The organism is Chryseobacterium sp. CS3K3.1 (assembly GCF_059515165.1).
Genome location: NZ_JCAKRV010000005.1, coordinates 1 through 18,726, shown reverse-complemented (window position 1 = coordinate 18,726; position 18,726 = coordinate 1). Strand labels below are relative to the sequence as shown.

The 18,726-nt window shown below is 33.9% G+C and carries 21 protein-coding genes and 1 pseudogene; 2 read left to right on the top strand and 20 right to left on the bottom strand.

Translation table 11 applies throughout. From position 1 onward, the window contains the following. Position 1: 1 nt before the first annotated feature. From AC5YGI_RS06435 to AC5YGI_RS06375, 13 genes and pseudogenes are all read right to left on the bottom strand, one after another. Complete coding sequence (locus AC5YGI_RS06435) at positions 2-619, bottom strand: DUF1684 domain-containing protein (protein WP_496167830.1); 618 nt, start codon at positions 617-619, stop codon at positions 2-4. 58 nt (positions 620-677) lie between these two features. Continuing rightward, a complete protein-coding gene (locus tag AC5YGI_RS06430) occupies positions 678-1,079 on the bottom strand; it encodes a hypothetical protein (RefSeq protein ID WP_496167829.1) in 402 nt (133 codons plus the stop codon). A 67-nt stretch (positions 1,080-1,146) separates the two neighbouring features. Next, positions 1,147-1,947 carry a GLPGLI family protein gene (locus AC5YGI_RS06425; protein WP_496167828.1) on the bottom strand — a complete coding sequence of 267 codons (801 nt, stop codon included), beginning with the start codon at positions 1,945-1,947 and terminating at the stop codon, positions 1,147-1,149. A gap of 134 nt (positions 1,948-2,081) precedes the next feature. Then, entirely contained in the window at positions 2,082-2,456 is a 375-nt protein-coding gene (locus AC5YGI_RS06420; protein ID WP_496167827.1) for a hypothetical protein, read from the bottom strand. A gap of 224 nt (positions 2,457-2,680) precedes the next feature. Then, entirely contained in the window at positions 2,681-3,961 is a 1,281-nt protein-coding gene (locus tag AC5YGI_RS06415; protein ID WP_330745337.1) for a hypothetical protein, read from the bottom strand. Positions 3,962-4,119: 158 nt separating this feature from the next. Continuing rightward, positions 4,120-6,015, bottom strand: coding sequence for an SIR2 family protein (locus tag AC5YGI_RS06410; RefSeq protein WP_330745336.1), 1,896 nt, complete (start codon positions 6,013-6,015; stop codon positions 4,120-4,122). A 12-nt stretch (positions 6,016-6,027) separates the two neighbouring features. Beyond that, positions 6,028-6,342 carry a hypothetical protein gene (locus AC5YGI_RS06405; RefSeq protein WP_330745335.1) on the bottom strand — a complete coding sequence of 105 codons (315 nt, stop codon included), beginning with the start codon at positions 6,340-6,342 and terminating at the stop codon, positions 6,028-6,030. 19 nt (positions 6,343-6,361) lie between these two features. Further along, positions 6,362-6,595: a hypothetical protein gene (locus AC5YGI_RS06400; RefSeq protein ID WP_330745334.1), complete on the bottom strand. Its 234-nt coding sequence runs from the start codon at positions 6,593-6,595 to the stop codon at positions 6,362-6,364. A 3-nt stretch (positions 6,596-6,598) separates the two neighbouring features. Next, the gene (locus AC5YGI_RS06395) at positions 6,599-7,159 is read right to left on the bottom strand and encodes a recombinase family protein (RefSeq protein ID WP_330745333.1); all 561 of its coding nucleotides are present in this window, start codon (positions 7,157-7,159) and stop codon (positions 6,599-6,601) included. A 256-nt stretch (positions 7,160-7,415) separates the two neighbouring features. After that, positions 7,416-7,547, bottom strand: a pseudogene (locus tag AC5YGI_RS06390) (aminoglycoside 6-adenylyltransferase); the annotation flags it as partial. 1 nt (position 7,548) lies between these two features. After that, positions 7,549-7,950, bottom strand: coding sequence for a hypothetical protein (locus AC5YGI_RS06385; protein ID WP_114820683.1), 402 nt, complete (start codon positions 7,948-7,950; stop codon positions 7,549-7,551). A 63-nt stretch (positions 7,951-8,013) separates the two neighbouring features. Further along, positions 8,014-9,519, bottom strand: coding sequence for a malate dehydrogenase (quinone) (mqo, locus tag AC5YGI_RS06380; RefSeq protein WP_429816507.1), 1,506 nt, complete (start codon positions 9,517-9,519; stop codon positions 8,014-8,016). 257 nt (positions 9,520-9,776) lie between these two features. Continuing rightward, positions 9,777-10,817, bottom strand: a complete 1,041-nt coding sequence (locus AC5YGI_RS06375; RefSeq protein WP_110009564.1) for an NAD(P)H-dependent glycerol-3-phosphate dehydrogenase — start codon at positions 10,815-10,817, stop codon at positions 9,777-9,779. Between the two features lie 225 nt (positions 10,818-11,042). Here AC5YGI_RS06375 and AC5YGI_RS06370 point away from each other — a divergent pair, with 225 nt between their 5' ends. Then, positions 11,043-12,068: a M23 family metallopeptidase gene (locus AC5YGI_RS06370; RefSeq protein WP_496167825.1), complete on the top strand. Its 1,026-nt coding sequence runs from the start codon at positions 11,043-11,045 to the stop codon at positions 12,066-12,068. Between the two features lie 295 nt (positions 12,069-12,363). Here AC5YGI_RS06370 and AC5YGI_RS06365 read toward each other — a convergent pair whose 3' ends face one another. The 5 genes from AC5YGI_RS06365 to bamJ form a co-directional block, all read right to left on the bottom strand. Next, positions 12,364-13,536 carry a MoaF-related domain-containing protein gene (locus AC5YGI_RS06365; protein WP_330745330.1) on the bottom strand — a complete coding sequence of 391 codons (1,173 nt, stop codon included), beginning with the start codon at positions 13,534-13,536 and terminating at the stop codon, positions 12,364-12,366. Between the two features lie 17 nt (positions 13,537-13,553). Then, positions 13,554-14,207, bottom strand: coding sequence for an NAD(P)-dependent oxidoreductase (locus AC5YGI_RS06360; protein ID WP_227942311.1), 654 nt, complete (start codon positions 14,205-14,207; stop codon positions 13,554-13,556). Between the two features lie 59 nt (positions 14,208-14,266). Next, on the bottom strand, positions 14,267-14,677 hold the full coding sequence (locus AC5YGI_RS06355; protein ID WP_227942312.1) for an Rrf2 family transcriptional regulator: 411 nt from the start codon (positions 14,675-14,677) through the stop codon (positions 14,267-14,269). A gap of 65 nt (positions 14,678-14,742) precedes the next feature. After that, positions 14,743-15,693 carry a hypothetical protein gene (locus AC5YGI_RS06350; RefSeq protein WP_330745329.1) on the bottom strand — a complete coding sequence of 317 codons (951 nt, stop codon included), beginning with the start codon at positions 15,691-15,693 and terminating at the stop codon, positions 14,743-14,745. A 134-nt stretch (positions 15,694-15,827) separates the two neighbouring features. Then, a complete protein-coding gene (gene bamJ, locus AC5YGI_RS06345; protein WP_496167908.1) occupies positions 15,828-16,283 on the bottom strand; it encodes a BamJ family beta-barrel-assembly machinery protein in 456 nt (151 codons plus the stop codon). A gap of 275 nt (positions 16,284-16,558) precedes the next feature. Here bamJ and AC5YGI_RS06340 point away from each other — a divergent pair, with 275 nt between their 5' ends. Continuing rightward, positions 16,559-17,566 (top strand): catalase family protein, encoded by a 1,008-nt coding sequence (locus AC5YGI_RS06340; protein WP_496167824.1) that lies wholly within the window; start codon positions 16,559-16,561, stop codon positions 17,564-17,566. A gap of 105 nt (positions 17,567-17,671) precedes the next feature. Here AC5YGI_RS06340 and AC5YGI_RS06335 read toward each other — a convergent pair whose 3' ends face one another. Together AC5YGI_RS06335 and AC5YGI_RS06330 are read right to left on the bottom strand one after the other, a co-directional pair. Then, positions 17,672-18,085, bottom strand: coding sequence for a nuclear transport factor 2 family protein (locus AC5YGI_RS06335; RefSeq protein ID WP_454511466.1), 414 nt, complete (start codon positions 18,083-18,085; stop codon positions 17,672-17,674). 3 nt (positions 18,086-18,088) lie between these two features. Beyond that, positions 18,089-18,616, bottom strand: coding sequence for a TetR/AcrR family transcriptional regulator (locus tag AC5YGI_RS06330; protein WP_496167823.1), 528 nt, complete (start codon positions 18,614-18,616; stop codon positions 18,089-18,091). Between the last annotated feature and the right edge of the window lie 110 nt (positions 18,617-18,726).

Here is an 18,726-nt window from a genome sequence, read left to right as displayed (position 1 = left end):
ATTAGTGATGGTAAATATCTTCATACATTACCCCTGCACGGATTTCCACGGGAAGTTTATTTTCCTCCGGAACAATCGGGCAGTTGTAATCGTAAGCATTATAAGCACAAAACGGATGGTAAGATTGATTAAAATCCAGCACAATGGTATTTCCTTTCGGGATTTTAAGATCCATATATTTCCCTCCTCCGTAGGTTTCTTTTTCATTGGTTGCATCACGGAACGGAAGGAAAAGATAGTCTTTGTATTTTTCCTGTTTGATCAGATCCAGGCTTTGGTATAACGTTACAGTATACGGCTTACCATCCAATGTAAAGGTTGCTTTTCCATATTCCTGATACGTTTTTGTTTTCCCTGAAGACGTAGGAAGATCAAAGGGTTTTGTATCTTCTGATTTTACAAATTGCGCAGTAACTCTGTATTTAGCGTCGAAAGGGAAGAAAGGATGTCCTTTAAAATTTTTAAAATTATCACCTCTTAATGGAGTTTCTTTTGGGTTAAGATATTCTGCATTGAGTTCTTTCTGAAACTTCTCGGCCTCTTTCTCTTCCTTTAACATCTTTTTCTGAGAAAAAAACCATAGAGGAAGCAGTAAAAAGAGTATGATATATTTTTTCATGAATTTAAAATTATAAGTAAAGCTATTGTTTATGAGATTATTTTAATAGTTCATTTTATTATAATGTAAAGTAAAAATCTTTTGATTCGCAATAAGCAACTTCTCCGTTAGATTTCATACGTTCCCAAACTTTGATCCGAGCTTCTTCCCAGTTATTATTTCCTCCTTCAGAAATAATACGTTTCATAAATAAATTTTTACAATGTAAAATCATCGCTCTTGAAATTCCTTTTCCTAAATAATATTTTTTTGAATCTGGAAACAAATCAACGACTTTCAAATCATTGCCATTTTCCATTTCTCGGAGGATAAAACTAAACTTGTCATGCTCTTCTTTCCCTTTCTCCCAAATTTCAAAAATTAATATATTACCATCGTGGTCTTCTGAATATACTTGTTGAAAACTATATAAAAAAGAATAATTTATTTCATTTTTTGAAGTGTAGAGAATGCTTGTCATTTAATCGTAAATTAATATTTTTTCAACTCCTTTATCATAGTATGCTTTTCATTAATGTACTCACATATTATTTATAATTGATTTTGTGATTCAACTCTAAAGGATTATTTTCTTCAAGAATGGATTTTTGCGCTTCTCTGATCATTTCATTCATATCTTTTTCATTTCCCTGAGGATCTGTAAATATAACTTTTTTGACGGTTTTGGTATTCCAGGGGTCATTATAATATGATTTTCCTAGCTGCTCATATTGTGTCCAGTCGATTTTAATGGTTTTTGTCCTTACATCAAACCAATTGCTGCCTTTTTTTACCTGTATTAAATTGAATGAGTAATCATGTTCTGTATCTTCAATGGAAATGATTAAACCAGGTAATCCATTGAAAATATAGGGACCATCATTAAAAGGCAATTCCGTCGTAAACCAAGCAATCCAGTTTCTACCACCATAACTAACTTCTGCTTTTTGCGATTTATATTTTCCAATAGTTTTTTGTTCCGGTATGATTTTCCAATTTAGCTGTTCATCAATCGGTAGAACATAATTTGCCTTTAAGTAAGTAATAATTTTCTCTATTTTTTTATTAATGATATCTTTTTTAATATAAAATTGATTTTCAACCCCCATTATATAGCCTCCACTTTTATTAATGAGCATCAGGGAATCAGCATTTCTGGACATGGCATCTCTAAAAATAGAAGTATTATTCTCCAAATCCAAAATCATATTTTCAGTATTAATATTTTCAGGTTTTTCCTTACTTGTTCTATATTTAGCCTCATAAATAAAGCTAAACTTTTGTGAAAAAATAGATGTTGATAGTAGTAAAAAAAATAAAATAAATTTCAATTCGTGTGGTATTTTCATAGAATCTATCGCTTTTTGAGATTATTTTAAATATATGAATATTTCAATGTAATTAATAGCTAAAATATTGAACAAAACTATATTTAATAAACTAAAAGAGCCATTTAAAATGGCTCTTTTAGTTTATTAAATATTTACAATTGACTATCAATCTCAGGAAAATATTCTTCTGGAAGAGCATCGATATACTCTTCTTTATCTGTTTGAATATTATCTTTAGTTTTATCTAAGGTATCTGGAATGGGAATGGGAACTGTTATAGGTCCCCAAGGTGTTCCATTTGCTTGCTGATGCGATGAAGTGAATGTTCCGGAATCACAACTACCCCAATGATGGTGAGCATGAGCTTGGCAGGTCCATATTCCATTTGTTTGATTAAATGTACAAGAATTAGGAATTCTAAAAGAAGGAGTATAACATACTCCAGCGGTATAAGCGTTTGCCGCAGCGTCGGCGATTTTCATAGCTACATCTTTGTTAGAGTGGCTACCATAAAAGATTCTTCCCATAATTATTAGTATTTGTTGTTTCAATAAATATAAATTTAATAAAATCACAATAAAATAACACAAAAGAGGTATTTATCTTATTTTTTTTCAATTAAAACTATAACTATATTAATATATTTGTAATGTTAAATTAATGACACCAATCTGTCAGACAATCACAATGTTTTTTACCATCACCAGCTATATAACAAACGCTTGTTCCAAATACAAAGTTGATGATTTAATTAAACGTCATAAAACATCTCTATTTCACGTTTAGCTATTGAAAGCCTATCATTAATTTCAGTCTGTAAGTCTGCTAGTAATTTTCCAACACTTTCTTGTTCACCATCAACCAATAGATTATTATATTGACTGTTAACTTCAAAAGAAAATTCTTTAGCTCTCTGTTTTAACAAAATAATATCTTTTCTTATGTTACTAGCAAATTCAATAATTGGAATTATAGCGGGATCAAAATATATGCTACCTCGTAATTTCAATGCTTCTTCAATAAAATTCTTTAGTAATTTCTCATCGATTTCTTGCCAATCAGTTTCGGAAACAGGATTACCAAATTCATCATAACTAGATTCTATTATTTCATAATTAACCCTAATAGCTTCATTAGCTATGATTGCTACAGGGTGAGATTGGTTATCTTCATAATCAATTATAATTTTAGCATTAAAATCTAAAAACTGAAGTATCTTATTTCTTATATTCATTTTTTCTTCAAAAGACTCTTTGATATAGTTTTGAACTTTAGAATAGAAATCTTGAAAAAATTCAGGTAAAAAATCCAAAATATTATAAAGTCTGCTAAAATTTTTGCTTTGATCATTAACGTTAAAAAAACGAAAACCTTTATAAACAGCCAGCCTATCAATTTCTAAAATTCTTAAATAATCTCGTGAAGGTGTTCTTCTGAGGATATGAGACTTAAATGGTTCGTTATTCAGATCTTGTCCATACTTAAAGATTTTTTCACCTTTTTCATTAAGATCTTCTAAAATAGAATTTAGATTGACAGAGAGTAACTCTAACTTGTGATAAGAATCTAACTTTTCATTTCTTATATCTTTTAGTCTGTCCTCTTTCAAACTTTTATCGAATTGGTCTCTTGCTTCGTCAATTTGTTTTTTAAAAATCGAAACTTGCAATTTATTAGCTTTATACTGCATATAAAAAGCTAATCCAGTAACAATTACAGCTGCTGAATTAATAAATGGATTTGTTATTCCTCCTATTGTATCACCTATATAGCCAGTTTCCTTGGGATCAAAAAAAGCCATAAATCCAGGTCTAGTAAATAATGGCACTGCTATTATAGAACAAGTTAAAAAGATAATAGCTATCAACACTAAAAAAATAACTTTCTGTGACAGATTGGTCTTATAATCATTATCCTCATTAGTGAAGAATCGATTGAAGATCTCCCCACTAATTTGATAAATAAAACTAATAATAAATAGTACTATAAAGAATAAGAAAAGTAAAATCCCTATGGAATTTGTTTCAAACATAAATTAACATTTTATCTATTTTTAAAAATATCATTTTAATCATTTTTTGATAATTAGGATCTTCTATCTTCAATGTATTTTACACGCAAAATTTTATCTCGAATATTGCTCATTTTTTTAAATCGTTTTCTGATGTTAGTAATACAACTAAAAGGTTTTTACAATTCGCTTGTAAAGGGGGAGTCTTCATATGTCATACGCATAGTTTTAGATTTACTTTCAGCTAATGCAATATTTGTAGTCCTATTAATGATATCATTAATATTTATGATTATTGGATCTAAAATCTCAACTTTTTTATATCCTAAATTAATTTTTTGTCCATGTAAAATTTCAGTGGAAAAATTATTTTCAGCACCAACAATTGGAGAGCCTTCTCCTCCAATTTCTTTTAACGCTTCAATTGTTTCTTGAGAACAATTAGGTATTAGTTCCATCTGTAATCCATCATTGTAATCATAAAGTATGAATCCATGTTGAATAAGATCAATTAACTCATCAACAAGTTTAAGAGAATCTTGATTAATTTGGCTAAAACTAAAATTTGAAAATTGAACGTTATACTTCTTCTCAATTATCTGTAATTTTTGAAAATACTGAATATAAAATAAAGAGTGATCTATAAGCTCTGGGAACTTTTGTAAAGATTTTGAAATTTTTTGTCCGCTTTTCAAAAATATAGTGAATTCATAACCCTCTGCGAAATTTCTCAGAAAATTATACATTTCAAGTGCATTACGAGTATTTAAACAGATTTCTTCTCGAGTATATTTAAAATTAAAGTCACAACTAGGAAAATTTTTAAAATTAATTTTAAAAATCATTTTACATGATTTCAACTTAGAATGTACCTCTATCAAAGATTCGTTTCCGTAAAGTTTTACTGGAAATTCAAAAAATTCTTCTCCATTCGCAAATCGAATATTTACAGTATCATCATATATGGCATGAGATTTAAAATTAAATTTCACTCCCTCCGTATAATTAGATAACCTAATACCTTCGAATGATATTTCAGCATTTTTTATAATATTTTCAGAAATTTCAAATTCGCCAAAACTTTTTCCTTGCATAAAATCTCTAAACTCAATCAAAAAATCATTCTCATTTGATAATGTTAAACTTAGCATACCTTCTGCAGGCGTTCCATTTAGACTTTTGAAACCTTCCACTTTGAAATTATCTCTTGAAGAATCTAACTTTGGGAGAATATTAAAATTTTGTACAAATTGCTTAAATGAATTTGCAGAAACTTTATTATTTTCTAAATCCTTTACTATATTATCTTTTAAAACTTTAACTAATTCTTCTAGTAATTTTTCTGCGGTAGAATCAATGTATTTAATGCCTTTTAGTGTGAGATCATTTATTTTATGAATAGGTAAATTAGGAGCCACTAAAAAGCATTCTTTTCGATTAGATTTCAAATTATCTGTTATTCTTTCAAATATAACTGACACATTTGGATCTTCTAAGTTATACCCTAAAAAGAGAACTGAATTTGTTGAAAGTCGTTCTTTTAAAACAGACCAATATGTACTATATTCACTATTTGATTTAAAAAAGTTATTATAATCAGACTGTGTAATAATTATACTGTCAGGATCGTTCAAATCACCGTGGATTTTGAATATTTGAGTTTTATTTTTGCTAATGTATCCCAAATTAGAACTTGATAATATAAGATCCGCTGTGGATTTATAAGCAATTTCAAATAGTCTATCATAATTGGTTGTTATAATAGTTTTAAAATGAGGTATTTCCGAAATTATTTTGTGAGTTTTGATATTTTCCGGCTCTTTATCAAATACATCTTTTAATGTTTTAATGATATAGTTTTTATTGTGCCCTCTTACTCTAAATATTTGCTCTGAAATATCTAATAGATTATAATTATTTTCAAACAATTTTTTTTCTGAAACTGTTAAGTTTTCATATAATAAATTACAAAGTTCTCTTCCTGAAGGATATCCTGAATTAAGAGACATTCCCGCACCTGCCCAAATTATCACTTCCTCTCTTCTGATAAGTTCAAATAAATTTTCTTTTTCCATCTATATATGAGGTTAATTTTGATTTAAATCTGAGGAAAGGGTCTTAATTTCGGGATAAAATTTTCTACCTATAGCAGCCGTTAATTGGTTAACGATATGCTTACCTAATAAATCGATATCTAAATCTTCAGCATCAGAATTATCATAACTAAATTCATTAACTTCTAATACATCTAAAAATTTTTTATGGTCACAGAAGTAAACTATTCCACCAGTTCTAAAACAAATAGAATCATGATCAAGTAATAATTCAACTTTTTCGTAACTGTTGATTTTGCTATTTACATTGTTAAGAATTTTGGTCAAATTGAATCTTATATTTTTCATATTGCTGTTATGTATAATTTTATATCCAACCCTCGCCATAACTACCTGTTTCGCGAAGCCATGTTTTAGAACAAGAGTTACATTTGTAATAATATTCATCAACATTTCCAAACTGTGATTTTACTTCTTTAAAATCTGTCTGCACTAGATTTTTATGAGGCGGAGTATGCCTTTGCTCCCCAATAAGATCTTTACAATCTTTACAAAGCTGAATATTATTTTCTTCTGTATTTTCTAAATTTTTGTTTCCCATTATCTAAGATTTAATTATTTTATAAAATGTTGTTTTACTGCCAATATTGAAAGCTTTCATTATTTCTTCTACTGGTAGTTCCTTCGCTTGGTAAGAAGCTTTAACTACGGGAGCAATTTTCTTATACTTTTCAGTTAATCCTTTTGGTCTCCCACCTTTTCTGCCTCTCGCTCTTGCAGACTTTAACCCGGCATTAGTTCTTTCGATCAATACGTTTCTTTCATGCTCTGCCAACACACAGAATATTTGAAAGATCAATTTTCCACTAGTTGATGATGTGTCAATATTTTCAGTAATAGATTTAAATTGGATTCCTCTTTCATTTAGTTCTGTTACAAATTGAATCAGACCAACAGTAGTTCTTCCAATTCGATCTAATCTCCATACGACTAAAGTGTCATCTTTACGTAGATAATTTAATAATTCGTTAAGCTGTGGCTTCTCTGACTTTATGCCGCTAACTTTGTCAACATAAATTTTATCAATTCTTAAACTTTTTAAAGCATCAGTTTGTAAATCGAGATTTTGTTCAAACTTGCTTACTCTTGCATAACCAATTAACATATGTACACTTTACCCATTTGCAATAAATATAATGTAATTTGATTTTATGTACAACTAAAATGGACTGAAAAAAAAGTGAAAAAAAAAATTATTAAGAAAAATCGAATAAGTACAGGATACCGACCGCTTAAGGATAATTACGTAATAAAAATAAATATTCTATAAGTAATCAGTTTACGGAAAACCGTAGAAATGAAAAGAACTCCAATTAAGGAGTTCTTTATAATCGTCTTCTTCAATCATGGAAAAGAGGCTAATCAAAATCACTGAAATCGTCTACGGGTGCATAAGGATTTACCAATGAGCTGGTCAGGAGAACAGTACGGATATCAGGATTATTTTCAGCCCAGTGAATAATCTGTTCCAGCTTTTCTTCCCTTCCTTTCATATTAATAAGATTCTGATATTTTCACGCGATATACGTCGGAAGAATTTCTCTTGATTGATTCTACAAAGAATCCTCCTTCCTCAGGAATAACTTCTTTCAGATCAAAACTTTTGCAGTCTTTTGGCAGCCCGGAAAAGATCAGGGTAAACCAAAAGTCTTTCATAAAGGGAACCGGTGTCCAGTACGGAGAAATTGAAATATTTTCCGCATGAATCATTTTGCTTCTATGCTCAGACTGATTGTCAAAAAGATAGGTTGAATGCCAGATTCTGATCAGGTTTCCTAAGAATGGAGATGCCGGAAAGCAACAGTGTACAATAACCTGCCTCTCCTCTTCTGTTTTCGCCTGAAGAGATTCAAGGAGTTCCTTGGCAATGACTGGTTTTACAATTACTTCTTCCACCTTTTTATAAGTAATAAGTAATGAGCAATAAATAATAGGATTACTTATTGCTCATTATGGATGTTAATATTCTAATTCTAATTTTTCTTTGGTGTAATTTCTTACTTCCTGGGTCAGTTCAGGGTTATCAGCCAGTTTTTGACCATAGGAAGGAACCATTTCAAGCAGCTTTCCTTTCCATTCTCCATGCAGTTTTTCAGGGAAGCATTTTTCCAGCACATTCAGCATGGCATATACGGCTGTGGATGCACCCGGTGAAGCGCCCAGCAGAGAAGCAATCGTTCCGCTCTTGTTTACGACCACCTCAGTTCCGAATTCCAGTTTACCACCTTCTTTTTCATCTTTTTTGATGATCTGAACTCTCTGTCCTGCTACTTTCAGTTCCCAGTCTTCTTCTTTAGCATCTTTGATAAATTCTCTCAAATGCTGCATTCTCTGAGACTTTGTCATGGCAACCTGCTGAATCAGATATTTTGTAAGCGGAATATTATGCCACCATGCTCCAAAAAGTGATCTTAAATTCTTCGTATTTACACTTTCAGGAAGGTCAAGATAACTTCCTTCTCTTAAAAATTTGGTTGAGAATCCTGCAAAAGGTCCGAAAAGAAGCGCTTTTTTCCCATCTATAATCCTAAGATCAAGGTGTGGAACAGACATTGGCGGAGCATCTACCGTAGCCTGAGTATATACTTTAGCATGGTGCTTTTCTACCAGTTCCTGATTATGACTTACCAGCCACTGCCCTGAAACCGGGAAGCCTCCGTATCCTTCACTTTCTTTAATATCTGAGCTGTCCAGTAACGGAAGCGCGTATCCTCCTGCACCGATAAATACAAAATCTGCCACTACTTCCTGTTTATGGCTATGGATTCTGTCTTTCACTTTCATTTCCCAAGTACCGTTTTCTCTGGGGCTGATATCTTTCACCTCGTGGTATAAGAAAACCTCAACATTAGAATCTTCCAGAAGATGTCTTCCCATTTTTCTCGTCAATGTTCCGAAGTTTACATCTGTTCCCATATCCATCTTCGTTGCAGCCATTACTTCAGACTGGTTTCTTTTACTCATTACCAGAGGAATCCATTCTTTCAGTTTTTCGTGATCTGTAGAAAATTCCATTCCTGAAAAAAGAACAGACTCTGCCATTTTATCGTGGCGTTTTTTAAGGTATTCAGCATCTTTTTCTCCGAATACCAGACTCATATGAGCACAGGAATTGATAAATTCTTTAGGTTCACGGATATATCCTTTGGTAATCAGATAAGACCAGAATTGTTTTGAAATTTCAAACTGCTCTGCAATGCTTTCGGCTTTGGTAATATCAATAGATCCGTCCGGTTTTTCAGGGGTATAGTTGAGCTCACAAAAAGCGGAGTGGCCTGTTCCGGCGTTGTTCCATGCAGCTGTACTTTCTTTGGCAAACCTTCCGAGTCTTTCGAAGATAGCGATTTCAAGATTTGGATCAAATTCATGAAGCAGCGTTGCTAAAGTGGCGCTCATGATTCCGCCGCCTATCAGTACAACGTCGTATTTAGGTTTCGGTGTTCTGCTTGTAAGCGATTGTGACATAATTTTAAAATTTTACTTCAAATTTCGGGAAAAGTTTTAAAAATCAGCACGATTTAATCCGTTATTTTTTTGCTCAGAGGACTTCTTGAGTACACAACAAAAAACCATGGAAAATTTCAATAAAGTACCATTGAAATGATTGATAATATAAAATAGCAGTACGGTTCTCTGCCAGGATTAGTCAATAAAAAAACTTAAGCATTTACTGCCTAAGTTTTTCTATGTATGTTTAACGGGCTTTTTATTCCAGCTCCATTTTAATTCAATTTTGCGGTCAGTTTTTTAAACTGCTTTTCAGCATTTTTACCTTCATACAAAATAGCATATACCGTATCAATAATCGGGAGTTTAAGGTTTTTCTGTTTCGCTGTTTTATAAATGGAATCTGCTGCGTAATATCCTTCTGCTACCATGTTCATGGACTGAATGGCAGACTTCACGGTATATCCTTTTCCGATCAGGTTTCCAAGGTTTCTGTTTCTTGAGAAAAGTGAATACGCCGTTACCAAAAGGTCACCCAGATAGGCACTTTCGTTCACATCTCTTGGTGCTTCATAAATCGCTTCCAGGAAAGTTTCCATTTCACGGATTGCGTTGGAAACAAATACGGCTGTAAAGTTGTCTCCATATCCTAATCCACTGGCAATTCCTGCTCCGATGGCAAAAATGTTTTTAAGGATCGCACTGTACTCATTTCCTAAAATATCTTTGCTTGTATGCACTTTGATAAAATCTGAACTGAATATTCCTTCAAGTTTTTCAGCAGTTTCATCTTCTACTGCTGCAATCGTAAGATAAGAAAGTCTTTCCATGGCTACCTCTTCGGCATGACAAGGTCCTGCAATAACAGCCTGGTTTCTGAAACCAATTTTAAATTCATCACGCAGATAATGCGCCACCACATCATTTACTTTTGGGATAATTCCTTTAATTGCAGAGATAAAGATTTTATCTGAATAATCACATGTCATCTTATCCAGAGTATCGGACAGGTAAATAGACGGCGTTGCCAGCACAATAACATCACAGGCAGATACCAGCTCGTTAATATCTGTTGTCAGTTTTAAACTTTTAAGATTAAAATGTGCCGCCGTAAGATAGGTTGGGTTATGCCCGCGCAGCTCGATAGCTCCTTTTACAAATTCATTTCTTACGCACCAGTGTACAACTTTGCAGTTTTCAACAAGCATTTTTACGATAGCGGTTGCAAAACTTCCGCTTCCTACAACTCCTACAGAAATATCCTTTTTATTCTTTTTTGGATTCGAAGATTCTGAAATAATTTTCTTTTTAGCCATAATTGGAATGTGAACTGCAAAGATATTAAAACAAAGACGTAACGCGGGCTTTGAAACTATGATAAAAGCCATTTTCTGAAAAAATTAACACTTCAACACAATTAAATAGTTAATTAGCCGTTAAATACAGAAAAAACTGAATTTTAAATAAAAATAACTCACAAAACTTATTTTTATTTAAATTTGCAGCTTCAAAACCGTTTTAAATTGACTAAGAGAAGAAATATGAAAAAATTTCTAAGCAGCAAGAAGAACGTAAACATTCTCCTGGGAGGACTTTTACTAGTAGTTTTTGCACAGGGTGTCTTCATTGCCAAGCTCTTTTCTGAAAGAGATGACAAAACCTACGAAGTGAACCTTGTAAAAATAAACACTGAAAAAGACAGTGTAGATTATCTAAAAATGAAAACTGATCTTACTCTTGTAGATCAGACTGTTGCCCAGCTCAACTCCTTCCTGAAGTCCAAAGACATTACCAACGAAAAGCTGATGATGCTCAGTCAGGACAGTATTTCCAATTCTATTTATCTTTCCAAGCAGGCTAACCGATACAGCCAGTATCTGATGGATCTTCAGAAAAAACTGATGCAGGTTCCTCTAGGAATGCCTACTGACGGCTATATTTCGTCCAATTTCGGGATAAGAAAAAATCCTATCCCGTTCAAAACTGTTTTTGCTTCGGTAAAATCTGGTGCAGCGACTGAGACAAAGCCAGCTGCCGTTGCAGCTGCAAAACCAGAACTAAAAGCCGAACCCGTTGAGAAAATTGTAGAGCTTACTGACAGCTATGGAAATAAAAGAGAAGTAAAAGTAATGGTGACCCCGAAAGCAACTCCTGTGGTTGCTGCTCCAGCTCCTTCAACCACGAAAACTGTTGCGGGTACTGCTACAAGAACTGCTGTTGTTGAAAAAAACAACCCACCAGCTGAGGCTGATCAGATGCAGTTCCATAAAGGACTGGATATTGCTGTTGCCTATGGTTCTGATGTAAGAGCTGCCGCTGCCGGAACAGTCATTTTCTCCGGACAGAAAGGAGGCTATGGAAACTGTGTGATTGTTTCTCATGGAAACGGACTGGCCACACTATACGGACATTTATCTGAACTTGTTGCTAAGGTGAACGATAAAGTAAAAGTAGGCCAGGTCATTGCCAAATCCGGAAACTCAGGGCGTTCTACAGGACCTCATCTTCATTATGAAGTACACAAAAACAATACTCCGATTAACCCGAAATTGTTTATGAATCTATAAAAAGAAAACTGTCTCATGTGAGGCAGTTTTTTGGTTTTAAAAATTAAAGTATTCATTTAGAGGTCTTTTTTAAACACGAAGAACACGAATAGTTTCACGATTATAATTCTCATGATCATCGATCTGCATAATCTGAAAATCTGTGAGAGGTTATTTTAACGAAAAGTTTTTAATTTGCTTTCTTTTGAGTCTAAGGAGGCAAAGTTGGAATCAGCAAGCTGATTTAACGAAGCGTTGAGGATATTCATTGTTAATTCTTATGATATAAAAAACAGCTGCACTGGCAGCTGTTTTTTTACTTTAAGATTTTAAGCGTTCCTTTCGGATGGGTGAATGTACCGTCCGGACCTGCAATATTTGAATACACGATATTTTTATTATAATCCTGAATATGGGTTACATTGAAACCAAGGTGCGGCTCATGCCAGTAGACCATAAAAACATTTTTTGCTACTTCTACGGCAGTATATTCTACAGTATCTGTACTGTTTTTTGAACTTCCGGCTGTTCCTGTGAATGTCATGGTTTTATTATCTTTAAAATCAAGAACGAATTTAACTTCTCCAAAGTCCACTTCCACTTTATGTCCGATTGCCGGATAAGGTGATTTCAGATCCCAGTCCATTTCTTTAAGATAAACCTTTACCCCCATTTCCAATTCTTCTTTTCCTGGCAGATCAGGGTATTTTTTTACCATGAAATCTACAATTGCAGATGTAGTTTTGTTTTCAGTAACTGCCTGTTTATAATTTTCCAGATAGTTTTTCACAAAATCAAGAGATTGTGGTGATGTGGAAAGCTCTGCAAAATGAGAAGGGATAACTTTTTCAGGTTTCAAACCTTTCATAGCATCAATCTGCCCTATCCATTGATCAATGGCTTTTACATTCTGAGTGTCTGCCATCCAGAGATGTGAGCCAACAGAAACTGAAATCCCGCCTACAATGGTTTTGATGGACGGAATCCAAAGAAAGCTATGTGCAGGATCTTCAGGATTTTGTCTGATTTCAATTTTGTTTCCTTCAAGATCAGGAATTGAAGTAACTGCTTCTGGAATTATAATTTCCGATGGTGCATCTGCCTTCAATTGTGGTTTCCAGACTCCCATTTTATCATCTTTTGAAGCTGATATAAGATAAGCAGTCTGTGCCGTTGAGATAATTTTAGCATTGGGAAAAGCTTTTTTAATCACATCCAATCCAAAATAAAAATCCGGATCACTGTGAGAAATAAAAACGGTTTTCAGATTTTTTCCCGTTGCTTTAATTTCTTTAACGAGCTGTTCTGCATATTGTTTCTGAAACTGAGCATCTACAAGTATCGCATCTTTATCTCCATAAATAATGGTAGACGTAATGGGAAAAATAGCTTTGGTTCCCGGATTATAAACTTTCACTTTGAGATTCCCTGCAAATATGCTGATGAATCCCAACAATGCCAATACCGACCATAATTTTTTTTGTATCATTTCTGTTCTTTTATCAATTAGTAAGCTGCTGTGAAACGTTCACGGATGTGGTTATTCTGTTCCAATTCATCTACCAGCACTACCGCTACATCTTCTACAGAAAGACGGCTTCTTCCGTTTTCATCAAATACCGGAGTTTCCAGTGAAGTTCTGTATTTTCCTGTTCTTTCTCCTACATTAGCCTGATTCATTTCGATAGCAGGACTGAAGAATGTCCAATCCAGCGTATTATTCTCTTTGATCTTGTTTAAATAATCTCTTGCCGCTGTTGCCCCTGGTTTATAAGCTTCAGGGAAATCAGGAGTATCTACAATCTGTACGTTATCCGGTGTGTAAAGGCTTCCTGCTCCACCTACTACAATCAGTCTTTTTACTCCCGACTGTTCTACAGCTTTTTCAATGTTCTCGGAACCATTTAAAAAATCGTTGTAAAGGTTAGGGTTGGTCCATCCTGCATTGAATGTACTGATTACGGCATCGCTTCCTTTCAATGCCTCAGCCAGTTCGTTTACATTGTTTACATCCACACTTTTTGCAGTTACATTTTCCTGTGTTTTCACTTTTGATGCATCTCTTACCAATGCTTCCACCGCATATCCTCTGTCTGCTAATTCTGATACTACGTGTGCTCCTACAAATCCTGTTGCACCGATTACTGCTACTTTTTTCATAATGTTTTATTTTTAATTAAATTGTAATAAATTTTGTTACATTTAAGGCTAAAAAATTTTTATTCAAACTGGTCAGTGAATTCCTGTAATGACTTGTCTCCTAAAAAGTTTACCACCAATTGATCTGTTTCTTCAAATAATGTATTTAAATGATTGTTGATCTCCTTTCCAACACTGCATGCCGGATTGGGATTCTGATTTTTTTTACCTAATACTTCCGTATTTTTTACTGCTTTATAGATCTCGGAAATAGTGATCGTTTCAGCATTCTTTGCAAGCTGGCTTCCTCCCTCTTTTCCCTGTCTGCTGATAATCAGGCCTGCTTCTCTCAATACGCTGATCTCCTTTCGGATAATCACCGGATTCACATTGATACTACCGGCCATCCAGTCAGAAGTAAGCCACTCCTGAGGACATTTCGCCAATAATGTCATAATATGTACTGCCGTAGCAAATCTTGTATTGTTCATTGTAATTACAGGGCAAAGATACACATTTTTTAAATGTAACAAAATTTATTACAGTTAAATTTTTCTTAAAGGATCAGTTTATCCAGATCCAGTAACAGATAATTGATATTCTGATTAATGGTACGGGTTGCCGACTGCATCTGATTCAGCATGGCTGCACGGTTATGAAGATCATCAGCCCTGTAAAACCCGCCATCACTGAAAATCACAGATTTATCCGCTGCTTCCCTACTATCATCAAACTGATAATGCAGCCATCTCTGTTTCATATTCCCGATAATGGAATGCTCTTCTTTATTGGAAAACTTTTTCTCTGTATACATATACCAGATAAAAGGGGGAAAATTGGGCGACTCCAGTTTTTCTCTCCAGATATCTCTCAAAAGATTTCTCTGGTGGATAAATTCTACTTTTTTACCTTTAGGATTAAGGGTAGCTAAACCAAAACCTGCTCCCAGAACCCCTCCGCCTATATCGATGGCATTACTCCAGCCTTGATCATGCACAATTCCTCCTGCTATTGAAGCTGCCGCTCCTGCAACAATTGAATATAAAATAAGCTTATTATTTCTTGATGAATTTAAGTTATCCACATAATTTCCAATCTGGGCTACTCTTTCTCCTTCACAGTCGAACTCTGCGGCTACTGCATCCAGTTCCGTAAGAGCAATCGTTATTTTGCTGTTTATTTTTGTCTTCAACTGTAAAACCTTAACCTGGGAAGCAAGGGATGAATCTTTTTTAAGATCAATAATCTGATGAACTTCATCCAGATTATCCAGTGCGTTTAAGATAAGAATACTCTGGTCAGAAAAGACCTCTTTTAATTCTTTATTGGCTGCCAGTATAGAATCTGAATTATAAGACGGAAGTTTGTTGCTGTAGTTATATTTGAACGGCGCTTTACAGTAGCTGTCTTTCAGGGTGAGAATATTCTGCTGAATAGCCTGATTCTTCCTGGAAACACAGGAAGTAAGAAGCCCGAAAACAATCAATAGGTAAAAAAGTTTTTTCATTCAGTGATTTTTTGTGTTATCAGGTATATTGCAAAATAAATTTCTCCATTTTCCCAATTCTCCTATACGAATATAATACAAATAAAAAAATTTACCCGAAATCAGGTAAATTTTTAATCTATTTTTAAGAAGGATTATTTAATATCCAGCAGTTCAACTTCAAAAACAAGCGTACTGTTAGGCCCGATTTCTTTGCTGATCTCCTGATCGCCATACGCTAAGTGTGGAGGAATGATTAATCTCCATTTGCTGCCAACAGACATTAACTGAAGTGCTTCCGTCCATCCTGAAATCACTCTGTTCAAAGGGAATGATGCAGGTGTACCTCTTTTTACAGAACTGTCGAATACTTTCCCGGAAATAGTAGTTCCGTGGTAGTGGCATTTTACAGTAGATTTGGGTCCTGGTTTCGGGCCGTCGCCTTCTGTAATGATTTCATACTGCAAGCCGCTTGGTAACTGCACAACGCTTTCTCTTTTACCATACTCTTCCATATATTCTTTACCATCTTTCAGGTTCTTTTCTGCTAATTCCTTTTTACGTTTAAATAACATATCTGCTACTCCCATATTATAATTTTTTACAAAGATAAGGCTTTTTGGGTTTGGAAAATGGGAGCACGATGAGGGAAGTTTAAAAGCCGGAAGTAAAATCCTCTCAAAGAAAATGACTTTAATTCATTCTCGTTAAAAATAAATAAACACTAATAATCAACAAGTTAAAAAGATTATTTTTCAATATTCATTAATCATATAGTCATACATTTTTGATTTTCAAAGAGCTTTTCCACAAAATTCAAATAATTGTAATACTTATTTAACACAGATTTCGAAACTTGGCGTTATAATTGGATTTTAAAAACTAAATGCCAAATCCACTAAAATATAATAAGAAGTTTGATGAACTGAATGAAGAGGAAAAAAAGCTTCTGGAAATCAATAAAAAAACAATAGCAGATTTTGTTGAACAATCCTCTTCCATCAGCGATGTCAACTATGCTACCAGAAATGCCCATGCCAAAACGTATGCGGCAGCAAAAGGTACATTCAACATAGAATCTGATATTCCGGAATCACTGCAGCCTTTTTTTGATAAGGAAAAATTTGATCTTACTATACGGTTTTCCAATGCTCAGCTGAAAATTAAGAATACAAGAAAGGATATTCCTGCCTACGGCTTTGCAGTGCAGATCAAGGATGAAAATGGTGGGCTTCTTGCCAATTATCCATTGGTGAATTTTCCCCTGTTTCCTATGAATTCTGTTTCAATTTTTTTGAAACTGTTTACTGCGGTCAACAGATTTTACACCAAAAAATGGAGCAGTTTGTTTACACTGCTGCTTCAGATGATTAAAATAACTCCTTCCCTGCTAACAGCTGATATGGTTCGTAATATGATTAAACTCCTTCGTAAAAGAAATGATTTTATTCTTTCATTCGACTATCATTCTATAGGAGCTTACCGGCTTGGAGATCATATCATCAAAATAAAACTGTCTCCTCAATCTGTGGATAAGAACATTGGAAAAAAACAAAAGGTTAAGGATTCTTTAAAAAATTATCTGCAAACCCATGACTTTACTGCAGATGTCCTGATACAGATATGTTATGACCTGAAAGACCAGCCTGTCAACAAACTGAATGTGGAGTGGAAAAACTCTTCTTTTATCAAAATCGGTGAGGTTGCAATAAATAAAGGCTCTTTGCTGGATGAGCGGGACTGTACAAATGAGCTGTTATCATTCAATCCTTTTGAGAGCAAAATATTTTTTCAGCCTGTAGGAAAAATACAGAAGCTGCGTGATGAAACCTATAAAATTTCTGTGCAGACCAGAAGGAAGATTAACAAACTGCTGCATGGGAAAAACAGCTAGATTAATGATGAATTATGAGTTTTAAATGATGAATTTTTGCATGTGATGTGAAAAAGATTGATCCAACTGAAAATAAAAGACTGTTGTCATAACAGTCTTTACATTTTATTTAAACTTTCGGTCTTCTTCCCGGATAGCCAGATCATTGATACTTGCATATCTTTTCGCCATCAGTCCGTTCTCATCAAACTCCCAGTTTTCGTTTCCGTATGCCCTGAACCAGTTTCCCTCTTTGGTCTGATACTCATATTCAAAACGAACGGCAATACGATTATCGGTGTGGGCCCAATATTCCTTTTTAAGCTTATAATGAAGCTCTTTTTCCCATTTTTTCTGCAGAAAAGCTACAATTTCTTCTCTTCCATTCACGAAGATATCTCTGTTTCTCCACTCACTGTTGATGGTATATGCTTTTGAAACCTTTTCGGGATCCTGACTGTTCCAGGCATCTTCTGCGAGTTGAATTTTTTCCAGGGCCGTTTCAAGAGTGAAAGGCGGAAGCGGATGTTTTTGTTCCATAACTTATTGTATTAAATTGGTGACTATCTTTTTTGATTTTTCAATGAGTTCATTGGATTTGAAAAGCTGGCTTTCTATGATGCTACTTTCAAAAAGCATGTAGACATGATCGGAAAGCTCATCATTATTCAGCAATTCAGAAAAGAAGTTTCTGAGATCGGCTTTATGAGACTGAATAACACTCAGAATTTTAGTATTATCCATTGGAATTTCCGATAGAATATTCAGGAAGCTACATCCTCTGAAATTTTCCTTTTCATTCATATACACGAGGAAATCGAAAGCATTGATGATCTTGGATTTTAAGCTTTTTTCTTTTGCTATAAAGTGATTGAGCTCACCAAACCAATATTCATGTCTCACCTTCAGAAATTCTACACACAGATCTTCTTTGGATTTAAAATGCTGATAAAAGCTTGCCTTGGCAACTTCAGCTTCGGAAATAATCTGATTGATTCCAGTTGAGTTATAACCCTGTCTGGCAAACAATTGAAATGTAGTTTCTATGATTCTTTCTCTCGGAGATTTCATATGTTTTTCTTTTCTGGAACAATGTATGAAAAAAAACAAATAAAACAGACCGGTCTGTACGTTTTATTTTTAAAAATTTTTCCTTGAGAATTTTTGAAAGCGCAAAGGCG

Bases quoted from the DNA above. Each gene is read 5' to 3' on its own strand.
- AC5YGI_RS06365 (WP_330745330.1), bottom strand. From the start codon at position 13,536: ATGATACAAAAAAAATTATGGTCGGTATTGGCATTGTTGGGATTCATC.
- AC5YGI_RS06400 (WP_330745334.1), bottom strand. From the start codon at position 6,595: ATGGGAAACAAAAATTTAGAAAATACAGAAGAAAATAATATTCAGCTT.
- AC5YGI_RS06355 (WP_227942312.1), bottom strand. From the start codon at position 14,677: ATGAACAATACAAGATTTGCTACGGCAGTACATATTATGACATTATTG.
- mqo (WP_429816507.1), bottom strand. From the start codon at position 9,519: ATGTCACAATCGCTTACAAGCAGAACACCGAAACCTAAATACGACGTT.
- AC5YGI_RS06360 (WP_227942311.1), bottom strand. From the start codon at position 14,207: ATGAAAAAAGTAGCAGTAATCGGTGCAACAGGATTTGTAGGAGCACAC.
- AC5YGI_RS06340 (WP_496167824.1), top strand. From the start codon at position 16,559: ATGCCAAATCCACTAAAATATAATAAGAAGTTTGATGAACTGAATGAA.
- AC5YGI_RS06350 (WP_330745329.1), bottom strand. From the start codon at position 15,693: ATGAAAAAACTTTTTTACCTATTGATTGTTTTCGGGCTTCTTACTTCC.
- AC5YGI_RS06410 (WP_330745336.1), bottom strand. From the start codon at position 6,015: ATGGAAAAAGAAAATTTATTTGAACTTATCAGAAGAGAGGAAGTGATA.
- AC5YGI_RS06420 (WP_496167827.1), bottom strand. From the start codon at position 2,456: ATGGGAAGAATCTTTTATGGTAGCCACTCTAACAAAGATGTAGCTATG.
- AC5YGI_RS06415 (WP_330745337.1), bottom strand. From the start codon at position 3,961: ATGTTTGAAACAAATTCCATAGGGATTTTACTTTTCTTATTCTTTATA.
- AC5YGI_RS06375 (WP_110009564.1), bottom strand. From the start codon at position 10,817: ATGGCTAAAAAGAAAATTATTTCAGAATCTTCGAATCCAAAAAAGAAT.
- AC5YGI_RS06335 (WP_454511466.1), bottom strand. From the start codon at position 18,085: ATGGAACAAAAACATCCGCTTCCGCCTTTCACTCTTGAAACGGCCCTG.
- AC5YGI_RS06435 (WP_496167830.1), bottom strand. From the start codon at position 619: ATGAAAAAATATATCATACTCTTTTTACTGCTTCCTCTATGGTTTTTT.
- AC5YGI_RS06425 (WP_496167828.1), bottom strand. From the start codon at position 1,947: ATGAAAATACCACACGAATTGAAATTTATTTTATTTTTTTTACTACTA.
- AC5YGI_RS06370 (WP_496167825.1), top strand. From the start codon at position 11,043: ATGAAAAAATTTCTAAGCAGCAAGAAGAACGTAAACATTCTCCTGGGA.
- AC5YGI_RS06330 (WP_496167823.1), bottom strand. From the start codon at position 18,616: ATGAAATCTCCGAGAGAAAGAATCATAGAAACTACATTTCAATTGTTT.
- AC5YGI_RS06395 (WP_330745333.1), bottom strand. From the start codon at position 7,159: ATGTTAATTGGTTATGCAAGAGTAAGCAAGTTTGAACAAAATCTCGAT.
- AC5YGI_RS06405 (WP_330745335.1), bottom strand. From the start codon at position 6,342: ATGAAAAATATAAGATTCAATTTGACCAAAATTCTTAACAATGTAAAT.
- AC5YGI_RS06430 (WP_496167829.1), bottom strand. From the start codon at position 1,079: ATGACAAGCATTCTCTACACTTCAAAAAATGAAATAAATTATTCTTTT.